The organism is Bacillus sp. 0102A, from assembly GCF_036765155.1.
Classification (GTDB): Bacteria; Bacillota; Bacilli; order Bacillales; family Bacillaceae; genus Bacillus; species Bacillus subtilis_G.
This window is the reverse complement of record NZ_JBAIZW010000002.1, coordinates 306361-321591: the sequence shown is the minus strand read 5'-3', so window position 1 is coordinate 321591 and position 15231 is coordinate 306361. Positions and strand designations below refer to the sequence as shown.

The 15231-nt window shown below is 41.4% G+C and carries 19 protein-coding genes; all 19 read left to right on the top strand.

The features are described from left to right. Window positions 1-33 precede the first annotated feature (33 nt). The 19 genes from fliF to flhB are packed head-to-tail and all read left to right on the top strand — an operon-like array spanning window position 34 to window position 15206. Entirely contained in the window at window positions 34-1641 is a 1608-nt protein-coding gene (gene fliF / locus V6D41_RS06020; RefSeq protein WP_333517597.1) for a flagellar basal-body MS-ring/collar protein FliF, read from the top strand. A gap of 12 nt (window positions 1642-1653) precedes the next feature. Continuing rightward, window positions 1654-2670, top strand: a complete 1017-nt coding sequence (gene fliG, locus V6D41_RS06015) for a flagellar motor switch protein FliG (protein ID WP_087991592.1) — start codon at window positions 1654-1656, stop codon at window positions 2668-2670. Next, window positions 2663-3415, top strand: coding sequence for a flagellar assembly protein FliH (fliH, locus tag V6D41_RS06010; RefSeq protein WP_333517596.1), 753 nt, complete (start codon window positions 2663-2665; stop codon window positions 3413-3415). The genes fliG and fliH overlap by 8 nt, the downstream gene beginning before the upstream one ends. Further along, window positions 3412-4728 (top strand): flagellar protein export ATPase FliI, encoded by a 1317-nt coding sequence (gene fliI / locus V6D41_RS06005; RefSeq protein WP_333517595.1) that lies wholly within the window; start codon window positions 3412-3414, stop codon window positions 4726-4728. The genes fliH and fliI overlap by 4 nt, the downstream gene beginning before the upstream one ends. A 2-nt stretch (window positions 4729-4730) precedes the next feature. Then, entirely contained in the window at window positions 4731-5174 is a 444-nt protein-coding gene (gene fliJ / locus V6D41_RS06000; protein WP_087991596.1) for a flagellar export protein FliJ, read from the top strand. A gap of 11 nt (window positions 5175-5185) precedes the next feature. Then, a complete protein-coding gene (locus V6D41_RS05995; RefSeq protein ID WP_333517594.1) occupies window positions 5186-5800 on the top strand; it encodes a MotE family protein in 615 nt (204 codons plus the stop codon). Window positions 5801-5812: 12 nt separating this feature from the next. Next, window positions 5813-7273: a flagellar hook-length control protein FliK gene (locus V6D41_RS05990; protein WP_333517593.1), complete on the top strand. Its 1461-nt coding sequence runs from the start codon at window positions 5813-5815 to the stop codon at window positions 7271-7273. Beyond that, window positions 7270-7692, top strand: a complete 423-nt coding sequence (gene flgD / locus V6D41_RS05985; protein ID WP_333517592.1) for a flagellar hook assembly protein FlgD — start codon at window positions 7270-7272, stop codon at window positions 7690-7692. Before V6D41_RS05990 ends, flgD begins: the two co-directional genes overlap by 4 nt. A 21-nt stretch (window positions 7693-7713) precedes the next feature. Next, entirely contained in the window at window positions 7714-8508 is a 795-nt protein-coding gene (gene flgG, locus V6D41_RS05980) for a flagellar basal body rod protein FlgG (RefSeq protein ID WP_087991601.1), read from the top strand. A 38-nt stretch (window positions 8509-8546) separates the two neighbouring features. Next, window positions 8547-8762, top strand: a complete 216-nt coding sequence (gene swrD / locus V6D41_RS05975; protein ID WP_333517591.1) for a swarming motility protein SwrD — start codon at window positions 8547-8549, stop codon at window positions 8760-8762. Beyond that, window positions 8759-9181, top strand: a complete 423-nt coding sequence (fliL, locus tag V6D41_RS05970; RefSeq protein WP_333517590.1) for a flagellar basal body-associated protein FliL — start codon at window positions 8759-8761, stop codon at window positions 9179-9181. Before swrD ends, fliL begins: the two co-directional genes overlap by 4 nt. Window positions 9182-9214: 33 nt before the next feature. Next, window positions 9215-10213, top strand: coding sequence for a flagellar motor switch protein FliM (fliM, locus tag V6D41_RS05965; protein ID WP_003220879.1), 999 nt, complete (start codon window positions 9215-9217; stop codon window positions 10211-10213). Beyond that, on the top strand, window positions 10203-11333 hold the full coding sequence (fliY, locus tag V6D41_RS05960) for a flagellar motor switch phosphatase FliY (protein ID WP_148961823.1): 1131 nt from the start codon (window positions 10203-10205) through the stop codon (window positions 11331-11333). The genes fliM and fliY overlap by 11 nt, the downstream gene beginning before the upstream one ends. A gap of 25 nt (window positions 11334-11358) precedes the next feature. Then, entirely contained in the window at window positions 11359-11721 is a 363-nt protein-coding gene (cheY, locus tag V6D41_RS05955) for a chemotaxis protein CheY (RefSeq protein WP_014476812.1), read from the top strand. Window positions 11722-11735: 14 nt separating this feature from the next. Continuing rightward, a complete protein-coding gene (fliZ, locus tag V6D41_RS05950) occupies window positions 11736-12395 on the top strand; it encodes a flagella biosynthesis regulatory protein FliZ (RefSeq protein WP_148961822.1) in 660 nt (219 codons plus the stop codon). Further along, window positions 12388-13053, top strand: coding sequence for a flagellar type III secretion system pore protein FliP (fliP, locus tag V6D41_RS05945; RefSeq protein ID WP_087991608.1), 666 nt, complete (start codon window positions 12388-12390; stop codon window positions 13051-13053). The genes fliZ and fliP overlap by 8 nt, the downstream gene beginning before the upstream one ends. A 14-nt stretch (window positions 13054-13067) precedes the next feature. After that, window positions 13068-13337, top strand: a complete 270-nt coding sequence (gene fliQ / locus V6D41_RS05940) for a flagellar biosynthesis protein FliQ (protein WP_003220888.1) — start codon at window positions 13068-13070, stop codon at window positions 13335-13337. A 7-nt stretch (window positions 13338-13344) separates the two neighbouring features. After that, entirely contained in the window at window positions 13345-14124 is a 780-nt protein-coding gene (fliR, locus tag V6D41_RS05935) for a flagellar biosynthetic protein FliR (RefSeq protein ID WP_333517589.1), read from the top strand. Continuing rightward, a complete protein-coding gene (flhB, locus tag V6D41_RS05930) occupies window positions 14124-15206 on the top strand; it encodes a flagellar biosynthesis protein FlhB (protein WP_333517588.1) in 1083 nt (360 codons plus the stop codon). Before fliR ends, flhB begins: the two co-directional genes overlap by 1 nt. Window positions 15207-15231 lie beyond the last annotated feature (25 nt).

The window sequence follows — 15231 nt, the reverse complement described above, 5'->3', positions numbered from 1 at the left end:
TTAAGAGAAAGAGTGGAATGACCGGGGGTTAACATGAATCGTACTCTAATGCAAATGAAAAACAAAACGAGTGAGTTTTGGAAAAACAGATCTAAATTACAAAAGATTTTAATGATTAGTGCTTTAGCGGCAATTATTATTTTTGGAATTATTATCAGTGTTTTTGCTTCCAGTTCAAAAATGGCGCCGCTGTACAAAGATTTATCTGCTGAAGAAGCAGGGCACATCAAAGAAGAACTTGATGCGAAAAAAGTGCCAAACGAACTTTCAAACGGCGGAACAGTGATAAGTGTTCCGGAGGATCAGGTTGATTCATTGAAAGTGCAGCTGGCTGCAGAAGGACTTCCTAAAACCGGATCAATTGATTATTCATTTTTTGGGCAGAATGCCGGCTTTGGTTTGACAGACAATGAGTTTGATATGGTCAAAGTGAAAGCAACACAGACAGAACTGTCGAATTTGATCAATGAAATGGACGGTATTAAAAATTCCAAAGTAATGATTAACCTCCCGAAAGACGCTGTGTTTGTCGGTGAGGAGCAATCTGCAGCATCCGCATCAATCGTCCTGCAGGTACAACCGGGCTATACCCTTGAACAAAGCCAGGTTAACGGACTGTATCATCTAGTATCGAAAAGTGTGCCGAACCTAAAAGAAGATAATATCGTCATTATGGACCAAAATTCTACATACTACGATAAATCCGACAGCGATGCAGGGTCCTACGCGGATAGTTATTCTTCACAGCAAGGGATTAAATCTCAAGTCGAAAAAGACGTTCAAAAACATGTTCAGACACTGCTCGGTACGATGATGGGACAAGATAAAGTCGTTGTTTCCGTTACAGCAGACATTGATTTCACAAAAGAAAATCGCACAGAAGACTTTGTCGAACCTGTAGATAAAGAAAACATGGCAGGCATTGCAGTCAGCGCGGAAAAGGTATCTGAAACATATCAGGGTGACGGTGCAGCCAATGGCGGAATCGCCGGAACAGGCGACGATGATGTAACAAATTACGAAGCTGACGGGGAAAATACCGAAGGCGGAGGTTATGAAAAAAGCAGCGAAAAAATCAACTATGAGGTTAACCGGATTCATAAAGAAATCGCAGAGAGCCCTTATAAAGTCAGAGATTTGGGAATCCAAGTGATGGTGGAGCCGCCGGACGCAAAAAATATCGAGTCGCTTTCAGCTGAAAGACAAGAAGATATTCAAAAAATACTTTCAACTGTAGTCAGAACTTCTATTGATAAGGATGCACAAGACCAGGAGCTTACCGACGAGGACATCAATAATAAAATTGTCTTATCCGTCCAGCCTTTTGATGGCAAAGTAAATATGGACGCTGATACAGAAGAAGCCTTAGGTGTGCCGATTTGGGTTTATATTGCAGGAGGTATTTTGATTGCTGCCATCATCATTCTCATTATTATGCTGGTTAGAAAGAAACGGACGCAAGAGGATGAATTTGAGGAATATGAGTATGAGGTTCCTCAAGAACCGATCAATCTGCCTGATATCAACGAAGAGGAAAATGAAACAGCGGAAACAGTCAGACGAAAACAGCTTGAAAAGATGGCGACAGACAAGCCAGAAGATTTTGCAAAACTGCTGAGAAGCTGGCTGGCCGAGGATTAGGAGGAATTAGAAATGGCGAGACGTGATCAAGATAAGCTTACAGGAAAACAAAAAGCAGCCATTCTCATGATTTCCTTGGGGTTAGATGTGTCAGCTTCTGTATATAAGCACTTAACCGATGAAGAAATTGAAAGGCTTACCCTGGAAATATCAGGGGTTCGAAGTGTCGATCATCAAAAAAAGGATGAAATTATAGAAGAATTTCATAATATAGCCATTGCGCAAGATTATATTTCTCAAGGCGGCCTAAGCTATGCGAGACAAGTTCTTGAGAAGGCGCTTGGAGAGAATAAGGCGGAAAACATTCTAAACAGGCTGACTTCTTCTTTGCAGGTTAAACCATTTGATTTTGCCAGAAAAGCGGAGCCTGAACAAATTTTAAATTTTATACAGCAAGAGCATCCTCAGACGATGGCTTTAATCTTGTCTTATTTAGACCCTGTTCAATCCGGGCAAATTTTATCCGAGCTGAATCCCGAAGTACAGGCTGAGGTCGCCAGAAGAATCGCAGTTATGGACAGAACGTCACCTGAAATTATTAATGAGGTAGAACGGATTCTGGAACAAAAATTATCTTCTGCATTTACTCAGGATTATACACAAACAGGCGGAATTGAAGCCGTTGTGGAAGTGTTAAACGGGGTAGACAGAGGAACAGAGAAGACGATCTTGGATTCATTGGAAATTCAGGATCCCGATCTTGCTGAAGAAATTAAAAAGCGGATGTTTGTCTTCGAAGATATTGTTACACTTGATAACCGCGCAATTCAGAGGGTCATCCGCGATGTTGAAAACGACGATCTGCTCCTTTCATTAAAGGTTGCAAGCGAAGAAGTCAAAGAAATTGTATTCAACAATATGTCACAGCGTATGGTTGAAACCTTCAAAGAAGAAATGGAATTTATGGGACCTGTACGCTTGAAAGATGTAGAAGAAGCTCAGTCTAGAATTGTAAGCATCGTCAGAAAGCTTGAAGAAGCCGGTGAAATTGTGATAGCAAGAGGCGGAGGGGACGATATTATTGTCTAATATCATTAAACAAGAATCATCTTTTTCTCCACAAAAGGATAGAAGAAAACTCTCTATACAAGAGGTGCACATTGATCATTCTCACCTTTTGCAGGCTGAAGAGAACCCAGAAGCGCTTATGGCGCGGGTGAAAGAGGAAGCTGACCGGATTTCTGAGCAGGCCAACAGCCATATAGAAAATATTCGCCGTCAAATTGAACAGGAAAAAAATGATTGGGCGGCTGAAAAACAGAAGCTGATCGAGGAAGCAAAAGCCGAGGGCTTTGAACAAGGTATGGCATTGGGCAGAACTGAAGCGCTTGAACAGTATGCCGAGCTGATCGGCCAAGCGAACAGCATAACTGGAATGTCCAGAAAAGCTGTTGAGGATAAGCTTGAAGACGCTTCAGAAGAAATCGTCGAGCTTGCCGTTGCACTAGCTGGAAAAGTGTGGCAGCAAAAATCTGATGATAAAGAGGCATTTCTCCTGCTTGTGAAACAGGTCGTAAACGAAGTAAGAGAATATGACGATATATCAATATATGTGGATCCGTATTACTATGAGACTGTTTTTCAGCAAAAAGATGAAATCATGCAACTTCTTTATAAAGAATGCCGGCTTGGCATATATGCTGATGAAAAAGCTCAAAAAGGATCATGTTATATAGAAACTCCTTTTGGCAGAGTAGATGCGAGTGTTGACACTCAATTAATGCAATTGAAAGATAAACTTCTGACAGCGCTGGAAGCGGGTGCAGCTGAATGAAGACACAGAGTCTGATAGATTGTATTGAAATGACGGACTCGTATAAACGGTATGGAAAAGTCAAACGGGTGATCGGCCTGATGATTGAATCAAAAGGGCCTGCAAGCTCAATTGGAGACGTGTGCCTGATTTACGCAAAAGGGCAATCAGGTACAGTCATTAAAGCTGAGGTTGTCGGCTTCCAGGAAGAGAATATTTTGCTTATGCCTTATTTAGAGGCTGCAAGCATTGCGCCCGGCAGTATTGTTGAAGCGACTGGTGAATCTCTTCGGGTTAAAGTCGGAGCCGGACTGATCGGACAAGTCATCGATGCTTTTGGCGAGCCGCTTGATGGAAAACTTCTGCCGAAAGGGCTTTCGCCTGTATCGACAGAGCAATCACCGCCCAATCCGATGAAACGGCCGCCTATTCGAGAAAAGATGGGTGTCGGAGTCAGGTCGATTGACAGCTTGCTGACAGTCGGTAAAGGCCAGCGAATTGGTATTTTTGCAGGAAGCGGTGTCGGAAAAAGCACATTAATGGGGATGATCGCCAAGCAGACAGAGGCTGACTTAAATGTCATTGCACTTGTCGGAGAACGCGGGCGAGAGGTTCGGGAATTTATTGAAAAAGATCTTGGGAAAGAGGGGCTGAAACGATCGATTGTAGTCGTTGCCACCTCAGATCAGCCGGCATTAATGAGATTAAAAGCGGCATATACAGCAACGGCAATTGCCGAGTATTTCCGTGATAAAGGCCAAAATGTCATGTTTATGATGGATTCGGTCACAAGGGTGGCAATGGCCCAGCGTGAGATTGGACTGGCTGCCGGCGAGCCGCCGACAACAAAGGGTTATACACCTTCCGTGTTCGCTATTTTACCACGTTTATTAGAACGAACCGGTGCAAATGAGCACGGAACCATTACGGCGTTTTACACAGTATTGGTAGATGGTGATGACATGAATGAGCCGATTGCTGACACTGTTCGCGGGATTTTAGACGGACATATTGTGTTGGACAGGGCGCTTGCCAATAAAGGCCAGTTTCCTGCAGTTAATGTACTAAAAAGCATCAGCAGGGTGATGTCTAACATATCGACTAGGAAACACCTGAGTGCAGCTAATAAATTCCGTGAGCTTTTATCGACTTATCAAAATTCGGAAGATCTCATTAATATCGGAGCTTACAAAAGAGGATCATCTAGAGAAATCGATGAAGCAATACAATTTTATCCGCAGCTTATTCAATTTTTAAAACAGGGAACAGACGAATCGGCATTATTGGAAGAGAGCATTGCTGCATTAACTAGTTTGACAGGAAATGAGGAATAAACGTGGCCTATCAATTTAGATTCCAAAAGCTGCTGGAACTAAAAGAAAATGAGAAAGATCAATCCTTATCTGAGTATCAGCAATCAGTTTCTGAATTTGAAAATGTTGCTGAAAAATTATATGAGAATATGAGCAAAAAGGAATTGCTTGAACAAAATAAGGAAGAGAAATTGAAAAGCGGTATGAGTGTACAAGAAATGAGGCATTATCAGCAATTTGTGTCGAATCTTGACAACACAATTTATCATTATCAAAAGCTTGTCATTATGAAACGAAATCAGATGAATCAAAAACAAGAAATTTTGACAGAGAAAAATATTGAAGTGAAAAAGTTTGAAAAAATGCGTGAAAAACAGTTTAAAATGTTTGCTCTTGAAGACAAAGCTGCAGAGATGAAAGAAATGGACGACATTTCAATCAAGCAGTTTATGATTCAAGGCCATTAGGGGCGAATGTAATGTCAGGCAAAAAGAAAGAATCAGGTAAGTTCCGTTCGGTTTTGCTTATCATTATCCTTCCGCTGATGTTTCTTCTAATCGCAGGGGGAATTGTTCTTTGGGCGGCTGGTGTCAATGTCTTAAAGCCGATACAGGAGGCTGCGGCAAAAACGCCGATTCTTAAAGAATGGGTTCCTGAAACCGAAAATAAAAAAGACACAGCATCAAGTAAGGATAGCAGTAATACGGCAGCTCTGGAAAAGACCATTAAGGTTCAAAAAAGTGAAATCAGTATATTGAATAAAGATTTAGAAACGAGTAAATCTGAAATCGACAGGCTCAACCAAAAGATTCGTTCTCTTGAAAAGACGGCGGAGGATCAAAAGAAGTCATCAGAAGACCATACTAAAGAAACATCAGGTTCGAATTCTTCTTCTGAGGATGACAAAGTGATTAGTGTATATAAGAGCATGGACAGCGGAAAGGCTGCTAAAATTATTGCCCAATTAAATGAGCAGGAAGCGCTGAAAATATTGAATGGCCTAAGCAAAAAGCAGCTTGCCGACATATTGGCGAAAATGACTCCTGAGCAAGCGGCAACCTATACAGAAAAAATTGCTGCCAGCCAAGAATAGGGGGAATTAAAGGTGAAGCTGCTTGAATTGGCGGGACCTTTGCTGCAAACTACAGCGGGTACTGCGGCTAAAACCGTGAAAGGTAGCCAGGGAGTTTTTCAAAACTGGCTTATGTCTGAGGCGGGTTTGAATGAAATCTCAGAACAAGGGAAAGATGCTCCTAATTCCGGAGACCAGCTAGCAGATGCCCTTAAAAAGATCAGTGATTGGCTAAAAGCAAGTCCTGAAGATCAAGACAAACATAAAGCGGAACTTCTGCAAACATTAAGCAAACTAACAGGGAAACAGCTGGATGAAACTGCTCAGCAATTGTTGCAGAATCTGTTGCAAGCAGTTGAATCAAAAATGTCCGGCGGGACGGATCAATTGCTCGCAGAATTAGAAAAAATGATCTCAGAAGGTAAAACGACTCTGGCTGACTATGATTCAGCTGCTGACAGTAATGGAGAACTGAATGTTGATACAGAGCAATCGAATCAGGATAATGAAGTATCTGAGGATGATAAAGAACTTGCCCTTATTCAGATGTTCATTAGCCAACTGCTAGAAGGGAATAAGCTGACTGAACGCGGGAATGGAAATGAAGCTCATGTCATTTATCAGAGTGGAGATCGATTTCTTTCTGCGTTAGAAAAACAGGGTGTATCTCAACAGCTCATTCAGGATCTTAAACAGCAAATATTCACTAAAGATGAGTCGGGTTCAAAACTTTATTCGATGACAGCGTCAGAGCTGAAAAGTTTTCAAAGTTTAATGGAGCAAATGTCTATGCTTCCTCAAAAAGGGACTAAAGAATGGAATTTAGCTGAAAGCCAGCTGAAAGCTTTCTTGTTATCGAAATCATCCGAATCATCGCAAGACTTTGGAAAGCGTGTCCTCACACCGCTCTCACAGAATTCATTCAGCAAAAGCGCGTCGGATGCTTCTGGAAGTATTCAGCCCGTAGATAGTAAATCAGGACTCCAAATGCTTTTTTCAGGGTACAGGAACACTGGGGCAGTTCAACCACTCGATCTGCAGCAGCTCTCATCTGATTTACCGACTGCCGAGATAAAAACGGCGGCTGATCAAGTTATCAATGCGTGGAAGCAGATGAAATATACGCCATTCGGCAGATCAACGGGAAGTTTCACCATTCGGCTGAATCCTGAACATTTAGGGTTTGTCACAATCAAGCTGACAAATGAAAATGGGATGTTTCAGAGTAAAATTATTGCATCGAGTCAATCAGCAAAAGAACTGCTAGAACAGCATCTTCCTCAGCTGAAGCAATCACTGCCGAATATGGCCGTCCAAATTGACCGTTTTACTCTCCCGGTTCAAAGCGGGGATCAGCCGATATACGGCCAGCTTGCTGATGAACAGAGACAGCAGCAAGAGGGGCAGAAACAGCAAAGACAGAAAAAGGAATCAAATGATTTCGGCGATCTGCTTGATGAACTGTCGATGGTTGAAATGGAGGAAGAAGAATGACATCTATCAGTTCAGAATATAAACTGCCTGAAAAAACAAGCACCGTGGCAACTAACAATAGCAGCTTGGGGAAAGATGAGTTCTTAAAAATATTAATGGCCCAAGTCCAAAACCAAGATCCGCTCAACCCGGTTGATGACAAAGAATTTATCAGCCAGATGGCGACTTTTTCAAGCTTGGAGCAAATGGTGAATTTAAATACCACAATGGCTCAATTCGTCGAAAAACAAGATCCGTTTACAACGTACCTTGATTGGATGGGCAAAGAAGTTTCTTGGACTGCTGACGGAGGTGCAACAGAAAAAACAGGCACAGTAAACTCAGTAAAACAGTCAAAAGGAAAATATTATCTGGTTCTTAATGATGGTACTGAAATCAGCCCGTCTAATGTGTTGACTGTCGCACAGTCTTCTAAATAAAAAAATCTGGGGGAATACATTATGTTACGTTCACTTTATTCTGGAATCAGCGGTATGAAAAACTTTCAAACAAAGCTTGACGTTATCGGCAACAACATCGCCAACGTGAATACAGTAGGATTCAAAAAGAGCCGTGTTACCTTTAAAGATATGGTAAGCCAAACGATTGCCGGCGGTTCTGCGGCTGGAGGAGCAATTGGAGGTACGAACTCTAAGCAGATCGGTTTAGGTTCATCATCTGGCACAATTGATACAATTCATTCAACAAGCGCAACACAAAGCACAGGAAGAACACTTGATTTAGCGATTGACGGTGACGGGTACTTTCAAATTGATTCAGGTGACGGAACAGTTTATACACGTGCAGGAAACTTCTATTTAGATAATACTGGAACACTTGTTACCGGAGATGGCTACCATGTGTTAAATATGACTGGGGGAACGATTCAGATCCCTCTTGATGCACAAAGCTTCAGTATTGGCTCTGATGGTAACGTATCAATCGTTGATGCAGGCGGCCAAACACAAGACGGCGGACAAATCGGGGTTGTTACTTTTGCAAACAGCGACGGTTTAGATAAAATCGGCAACAACTTATACCGTGAATCTTTAAACTCTGGAGCGGCAAGTGCAGCCAACCAGCCTGGTGACGGCGGTACAGGTTCCCTTAAATCAGGGTTTCTCGAAATGTCTAACGTTGATTTAACTGACGAATTTACTGAAATGATTGTTGCCCAGCGCGGATTCCAATCAAACTCAAAAATTATTACAACATCAGATGAAATCCTTCAAGAACTGGTTAACCTTAAACGTTAAGGAGGGAGGGGAGGCGATAATCGCTTCTCCGCTGTTTTATGATTAAAGTAACTCGTTTGAATGGGCAGCCCTTTACACTGAATGCGCTGTTTATTGAACAGATTGAATGCTTTCCGGATACTACAATTACTCTTTCAAATGGTAAGAAGTTTGTAGTAAAAGAAGATGAAGAAGCTGTTCTGGAAAAGATCGCAACTTTCTACCGAACAATACAAATATTTTCAATGGATCAAGGAATAGAGGAACCGGAATGAAGAAAAATTTAATGATCATTTTACTAATTATTCTTATCGTAATAGGTGCTCTTGGGGCGGCGGCTTATTTTGTTCTAGGCGGTGAGTCCGAAAAAAGTGAAACGGAAAAAAGCATTGATGAAATCGTTGCATCTTCTGTTGATGTAGAAGAGATCACAACAAATTTAAAGTCTGATAACATTATCCGGCTTGCTATTAAACTTGAGACCGACTCTGATAAATCAAAAGAAGAACTTGAAAAACGTGATTTTCAAGTGAAGGACGCTGTAATATCACTGCTGGCTGATACGAATGCTAATGCGATTGATGGAGACAAGGGAAAAGAAGCCTTTAAGAAGGAACTAAAAGATAAAATAAATAGCTACCTCCAAGAAGGAAAAGTAGAAAAAGTGTATATTACCTCCTTTAATCTGCAATAAACAATCATTTGACAGAATACGGAGGTGAGGAAAATGTCAGGAGAAGTTCTCTCCCAAAATGAAATAGATGCACTGCTTTCTGCAATATCAACTGGTGAAATGGACGCTGAAGAGCTGAAAAAAGAAGAAAAAGAGAAGAAAGTGAAGGTTTATGATTTCAAACGTGCGCTGCGGTTTTCTAAGGATCAGATCCGCAGTTTAACGAGAATTCATGACAATTTTGCAAGACTTCTAACGACTCACTTTTCTGCTCAGCTCAGAACCTATATTCACATATCTGTCAGCTCAGTTGACCAGGTCCCGTATGAGGAATTTATCAGGTCAATACCGAACATGACGATTCTGAATCTGTTTGATGTCCATCCGATGGAAGGCAGAATTATGATGGAGGTTAATCCGACAATTGCTTATACGATGATGGATCGGGTAATGGGCGGTATTGGAATCAGTCATAATAAGGTTGACAGCTTGACAGAAATTGAAACAAAAATCATTTCTAATTTATTTGAAAATGCACTGGGAAATTATAAAGAAGCTTGGCAGTCAATTGCTGATATTGAACCGGAAATGACTGAGTTTGAAGTGAATCCGCAATTCGTTCAAATGGTATCTCCTAATGAAACGGTCGTGGTCATCTCGCTCAATACCCAAATCGGTGAAATCAGCGGTGTTATTAATCTTTGTATCCCGCATATTGTCCTCGAGCCGCTCATACCGAAGCTTTCGGTCCACTATTGGATGCAATCAGATAGAAATGAGCCGAAGCCTGAGGAAACAAAGTCGCTTGAAAAACGTATCATGACAGCACAAATACCTGTCGTGGCCGAGCTTGGCACATCTGAACTGACAATAGAAGAGTTTTTAAGTTTAGAAGTCGGAGACTGCATAACTTTGGACAAATCAGTCACGGATCCTCTTACTGTATTGGTCGGAGATAAGCCGAAATTTTTAGGACAAGCCGGCCGGGTGAATCGAAAACAGGCAGTGCAAATTTTAGATCACGACATAAGAGGTGAACAAGATGGAGAATAATAGATTATCTCAAGATGAGATTGACGCGCTTCTTAACGGCACTGGCGGTACGCCGGATGAGCCAGAGGTTCCGGAAGTACATGACTTATCGGACATGGAGCGTGATGCGATCGGTGAAATCGGAAATATTTCATTCGGCAGTTCTGCGACAGCCCTGTCAACGCTTTTAAATCAAAAGGTCGATATTACGACTCCTAGCGTAACTGTCATTCCTAAAAGTAAAATCAGCGATGCGTTTCCTGAACCGTATGTAGCTATTGAAGTGAATTATACGGAAGGCTTCAGCGGCAGCAACTTGCTGGTCGTGGAACAAAATGACGCGGCAATCATAGCTGATTTAATGATTGGGGGAGACGGAAAAGGCGCGGACCCTTCTCTGGGTGAAATCCATTTAAGTGCGGTTCAAGAAGCGATGAACCAAATGATGGGGTCGGCAGCCACATCAATGTCTACTGTATTCAGTAAAAAAATTGATATTTCACCGCCTCGGGTTGAATTGCTCGATGTCACTGAAGAAAAGGGAACAGACCGTATTCCTGATGATGAAATGCTGGTGAAAGTTTCTTTCAACTTAAAGGTGGGAGATTTAATAGACTCCAGCATTATGCAGCTTTACCCACTGACATTTGCGAAAGATTTAATTTCAAATCTGATGAACACAGAAAGTGCAGAGGAAGAAACAACGCCGCAGCCTGATGTTACATATGAGCAGCCGAAAGCGCCTGTGACGCCAGAGCCGCGTAGGGAACCACAGCAACAGCCGCCAAAAAGGCAGGGAACACAAAAAAAAGCAGCACCAGTTCAGGTTTCACCGGTGGAATTTTCCGCATTTGATCCCAATGAGGCTTCTCAAGCCCCTATAAACAACTTGGATATGCTTTTGGATATTCCGCTTTCGATCACTGTTGAGCTTGGCAGAACGAAGAGAAGCGTAAAAGAGATTTTGGAGCTTTCTGCCGGAAGTATTATTGAGCTTGATAAGTTAGCCGGTGAGCCGGTAGATATTTTAGTGAATCGGCGAATCGTTGCCAAAGGCGAAGTCGTTGTTATTGAAGAAAACTTCGGAGTAAGAGTCACTGACATTTTAAGCCAAGCAGAGCGCATTAATAATTTAAAATAACGAAACACAAGGAGAGAAATAGATTATGGCACACAGAATTTTAATTGTAGATGACGCAGCATTTATGCGAATGATGATTAAAGATATTTTGGTGAAAAACGGTTTTGAAGTAGTAGCGGAAGCTGAAAATGGAGCACAAGCAGTAGAAAAATATAAAGAGCATTCTCCTGATCTTGTTACCATGGATATCACGATGCCGGAAATGGATGGCATAACAGCATTAAAAGAAATTAAACAAATTGATGCACAGGCAAGAATCATTATGTGTTCTGCTATGGGACAACAATCAATGGTTATCGATGCCATTCAGGCCGGCGCCAAGGATTTTATCGTAAAACCTTTCCAGGCAGACCGTGTGCTTGAAGCAATCAACAAAACATTAAGTTAAAGGGTGTACGGCTGTTGAAAAAGAGTCAATATTTCTTCGCTTTTATTTGTTTTTTCGTTCTATACAGTGTACATCCGATTACGGCTGCCGCGGCAGACTCTGATAATTCAACTGTAAACGAATGGTTTCAAAAGAAAGATGAAAAAACTGCAGATAAGTCAGAGCAAAAGGAAGAAAAAACAACACAAACTGCTGATGAGACGGAGGGGGCTGCTGCTCCTTCTGTCTCAGCTTTTGATTTCGTGAAGATGATTTTCGCTTTACTATTTGTTGTCATGCTGATTTACGGGCTGGTTAAGCTCATGAACAAAAGAAATCGGCTCCTTAAGCCTTTTCAATATGTTGAAAATATTGGCGGCACATCGGTCGGACAAAACAGATCCATCCAATTGATCAAAGTCGGAAAAAATGTGCTCGTCGTTGGTGTAGGAGAAACGATCCAGCTGCTGAAAGAAATTGAGGATGAAAAAGAGATTGAGGTTATTCTCAGCCAGCATGAAGAGGCAATGTCAAGCAAAATAGAGTGGCAAAAGATTGTGAAGCCGCTTAAGGGTTCTGAACATCAATCGCAGCAAAAACTGCCTTCATTTTCAAAAGCGTTAAAAGAGCAGCTTGAAGAGTTAAAACAAAACCGTTCTGAAGGAAAAAAGAAAGGCCCACGTCATCATGAATGAGTTTATAAATATTTTCAGTTCAAGCGATCCGCAAAACGTAAGTTCATCTGTTAAATTACTATTATTGTTAACTGTATTTTCAGTGGCGCCTGGAATATTGATTCTTATGACTTGTTTTACTCGCATCGTCATTGTTCTATCATTTGTCAGGACTTCACTGGCGACACAATCTATGCCGCCAAACCAGGTTCTGATCGGGCTGGCGCTGTTTTTAACGTTTTTTATTATGGCTCCTACTTTTTCAGAGATTAATAAAGAGGCGCTGACGCCATTGATGGACAACAAAATCAGCTTGGACGAAGCGTATACGAAAGCTGAGGAACCAATTAAAGAATTTATGAGTAAACACACAAGGCAGAAGGATCTGGCGCTGTTTATGAATTACGCGAAAATGGATAAACCCGAATCATTAAAGGATATCCCGCTAACAACAATGGTTCCCGCTTTTGCCATATCGGAGCTCAAAACAGCGTTTCAAATAGGTTTTATGATTTTTATCCCATTTTTAATTATAGATATGGTCGTAGCGAGCGTCTTAATGTCAATGGGAATGATGATGCTCCCTCCAGTTATGATTTCTCTGCCCTTTAAAATATTACTTTTTGTTTTAGTAGACGGCTGGTATTTAATTGTGAAATCTTTGCTTCAGAGCTTTTAGGGTAGGTGCTAAACGTGAGTTCAGAATTTGTAATTTCTATGGCGGAAAAAGCCGTATACGTAACGCTAATGATCAGCGGGCCATTATTGGCTATTGCTTTACTGGTCGGTTTAATCGTCAGCATATTTCAGGCGACAACTCAAATACAGGAACAGACTTTGGCGTTTATTCCGAAAATCGTGGCAGTTCTTCTGGCCCTGATTTTTTTTGGCCCATGGATGCTGTCTACCATTCTTTCATTTACAACAGAGCTGTTTTCTAATTTAAATCGTTTTGCAGGGTAATGTAGAGATGAATTCGATTATTGATTTATTTCCTGCTTTTTTATTGGTTTTTATTAGAATTTCTGCTTTTTTTGTAACGATTCCGCTATTCGGACACCGAAATGTACCAGCTGTTCATCGAATTGGATTTGCTTTTTTTCTCGCGGTCATTTGTTTCAACACCATTGATAAACCTCCCTCTTTGGAGATAGATGGGCAATATATGCTTCTGGCGTTTAAAGAAGCTTTGGTTGGTCTCTGTCTGGGATTAATCGCTTATATGATGATCGCCGCAGTTCAAATTGCCGGCTCGTTTATTGATTTTCAAATGGGTTTTTCAATTGCGAACGTTATTGATCCGCAAACCGGAGCACAAAGTCCGCTGATCGGCCAGTTTATCTATACGATGGCACTTTTGTTTATGCTCAGTGTCAACGCCCATCATTTGCTGCTCGACGGTATTTATTTCAGCTTTCAGTATATTTCAGTTGATCAGGCATTTCCGAATTTCGGCGATGAGAAGTTTGCTTATTTTATCGCCAAAAGCTTTAATGCGATGTTTATTATTGCTTTTCAAATGTCAGCACCTGTTGTGGCCAGTTTGTTTCTGGTTGACTTAGCATTAGGCATTGTGGCTCGAACTGTTCCACAATTAAATGTATTTGTGGTCGGTCTGCCCTTAAAGATCGCTGTCAGTTTCATCATGCTCATTGTGTGTATGTCTGTTATCTTCGTCGTTGTGAGGAATGTCTTCAGTTTAACGATTGAAACGATGCGGAATCTTTTAGCATTGGTCGGTGTTTCTTAATGAAGCTTAGAGTTGACCTGCAGTTTTTTGCCGGAGAGAAAACAGAAAAAGCCACTCCAAAAAAACGGCAGGATACGCGAAAAAAAGGACAGGTTGCCAAAAGTGCTGATGTCAATACTGCCGTTTCTTTATTAGTGATATTCCTTTCACTCATTGCGATTGGGCCGTTTATGAGGGACAGGCTGCTGTTATTTATAGAAACATTTTATACCAAGTCGCTCACAATGAAGCTCTCAGAATCAAATGTGCATATGCTGTTTATCAGCTTATTAAAGGATACGGCATTTGTCCTTGCGCCGATTATGCTTGTCGCTCTTGTCGCAGGGGTCGTTAGCAACTACATGCAGGTGGGTTTCTTATTTTCTACAGAGGTCATAAAGCCTAAGCTTGAAAAACTTGATCCGATTAAAGGCTTTAAACGGATTTACAGCATGCGGGCAATAGTAGAACTGCTTAAATCCATTTTGAAAATCACTGTAGTCGGTTTTTCTGCTTTCGCTGTGCTTTGGCTGCATTATGGAGAAATTCTCCGGCTCCCGCTTCTGACACCCGAAGAGGCACTTTCTTTTGTTTCAAAACTCACCCTGTGGATGGGGCTGAGCGGTGCAGGGGCTTTGTTGATTCTTGCTGGTCTCGATTATTTATATCAAAAGTTTGACCATGAGAAAAACATCAAAATGTCAAAACAGGATATAAAAGATGAGTACAAAAAGTCTGAAGGAGACCCGATTATCAAGTCTAAAATTAAACAAAGACAGCGGGAAATGGCAATGAGGCGGATGATGCAGGAAGTTCCAAAAGCAGATGTCATTATCACAAACCCGACTCACTATGCGATTGCGCTGAAATATAACGAAGAAAAAATGGACGCTCCTTATATTGTTGCAAAAGGTGTTGACCACCTCGCGTTAAAAATCAGGAAAATTGCGAAAGAGCATGATGTCATGATGGTCGAAAACAGACCGCTTGCCCGTGCGTTATATGATCAGGTAGAAATTGACCAGGCTGTGCCGGAAGAATTTTTTAAAGTCTTGGCCGAAATTCTGGCTTACGTATATAAAACAAAACAAAAAGTATATTGAATTTTTCGATTTAAAAGGAGAGAAA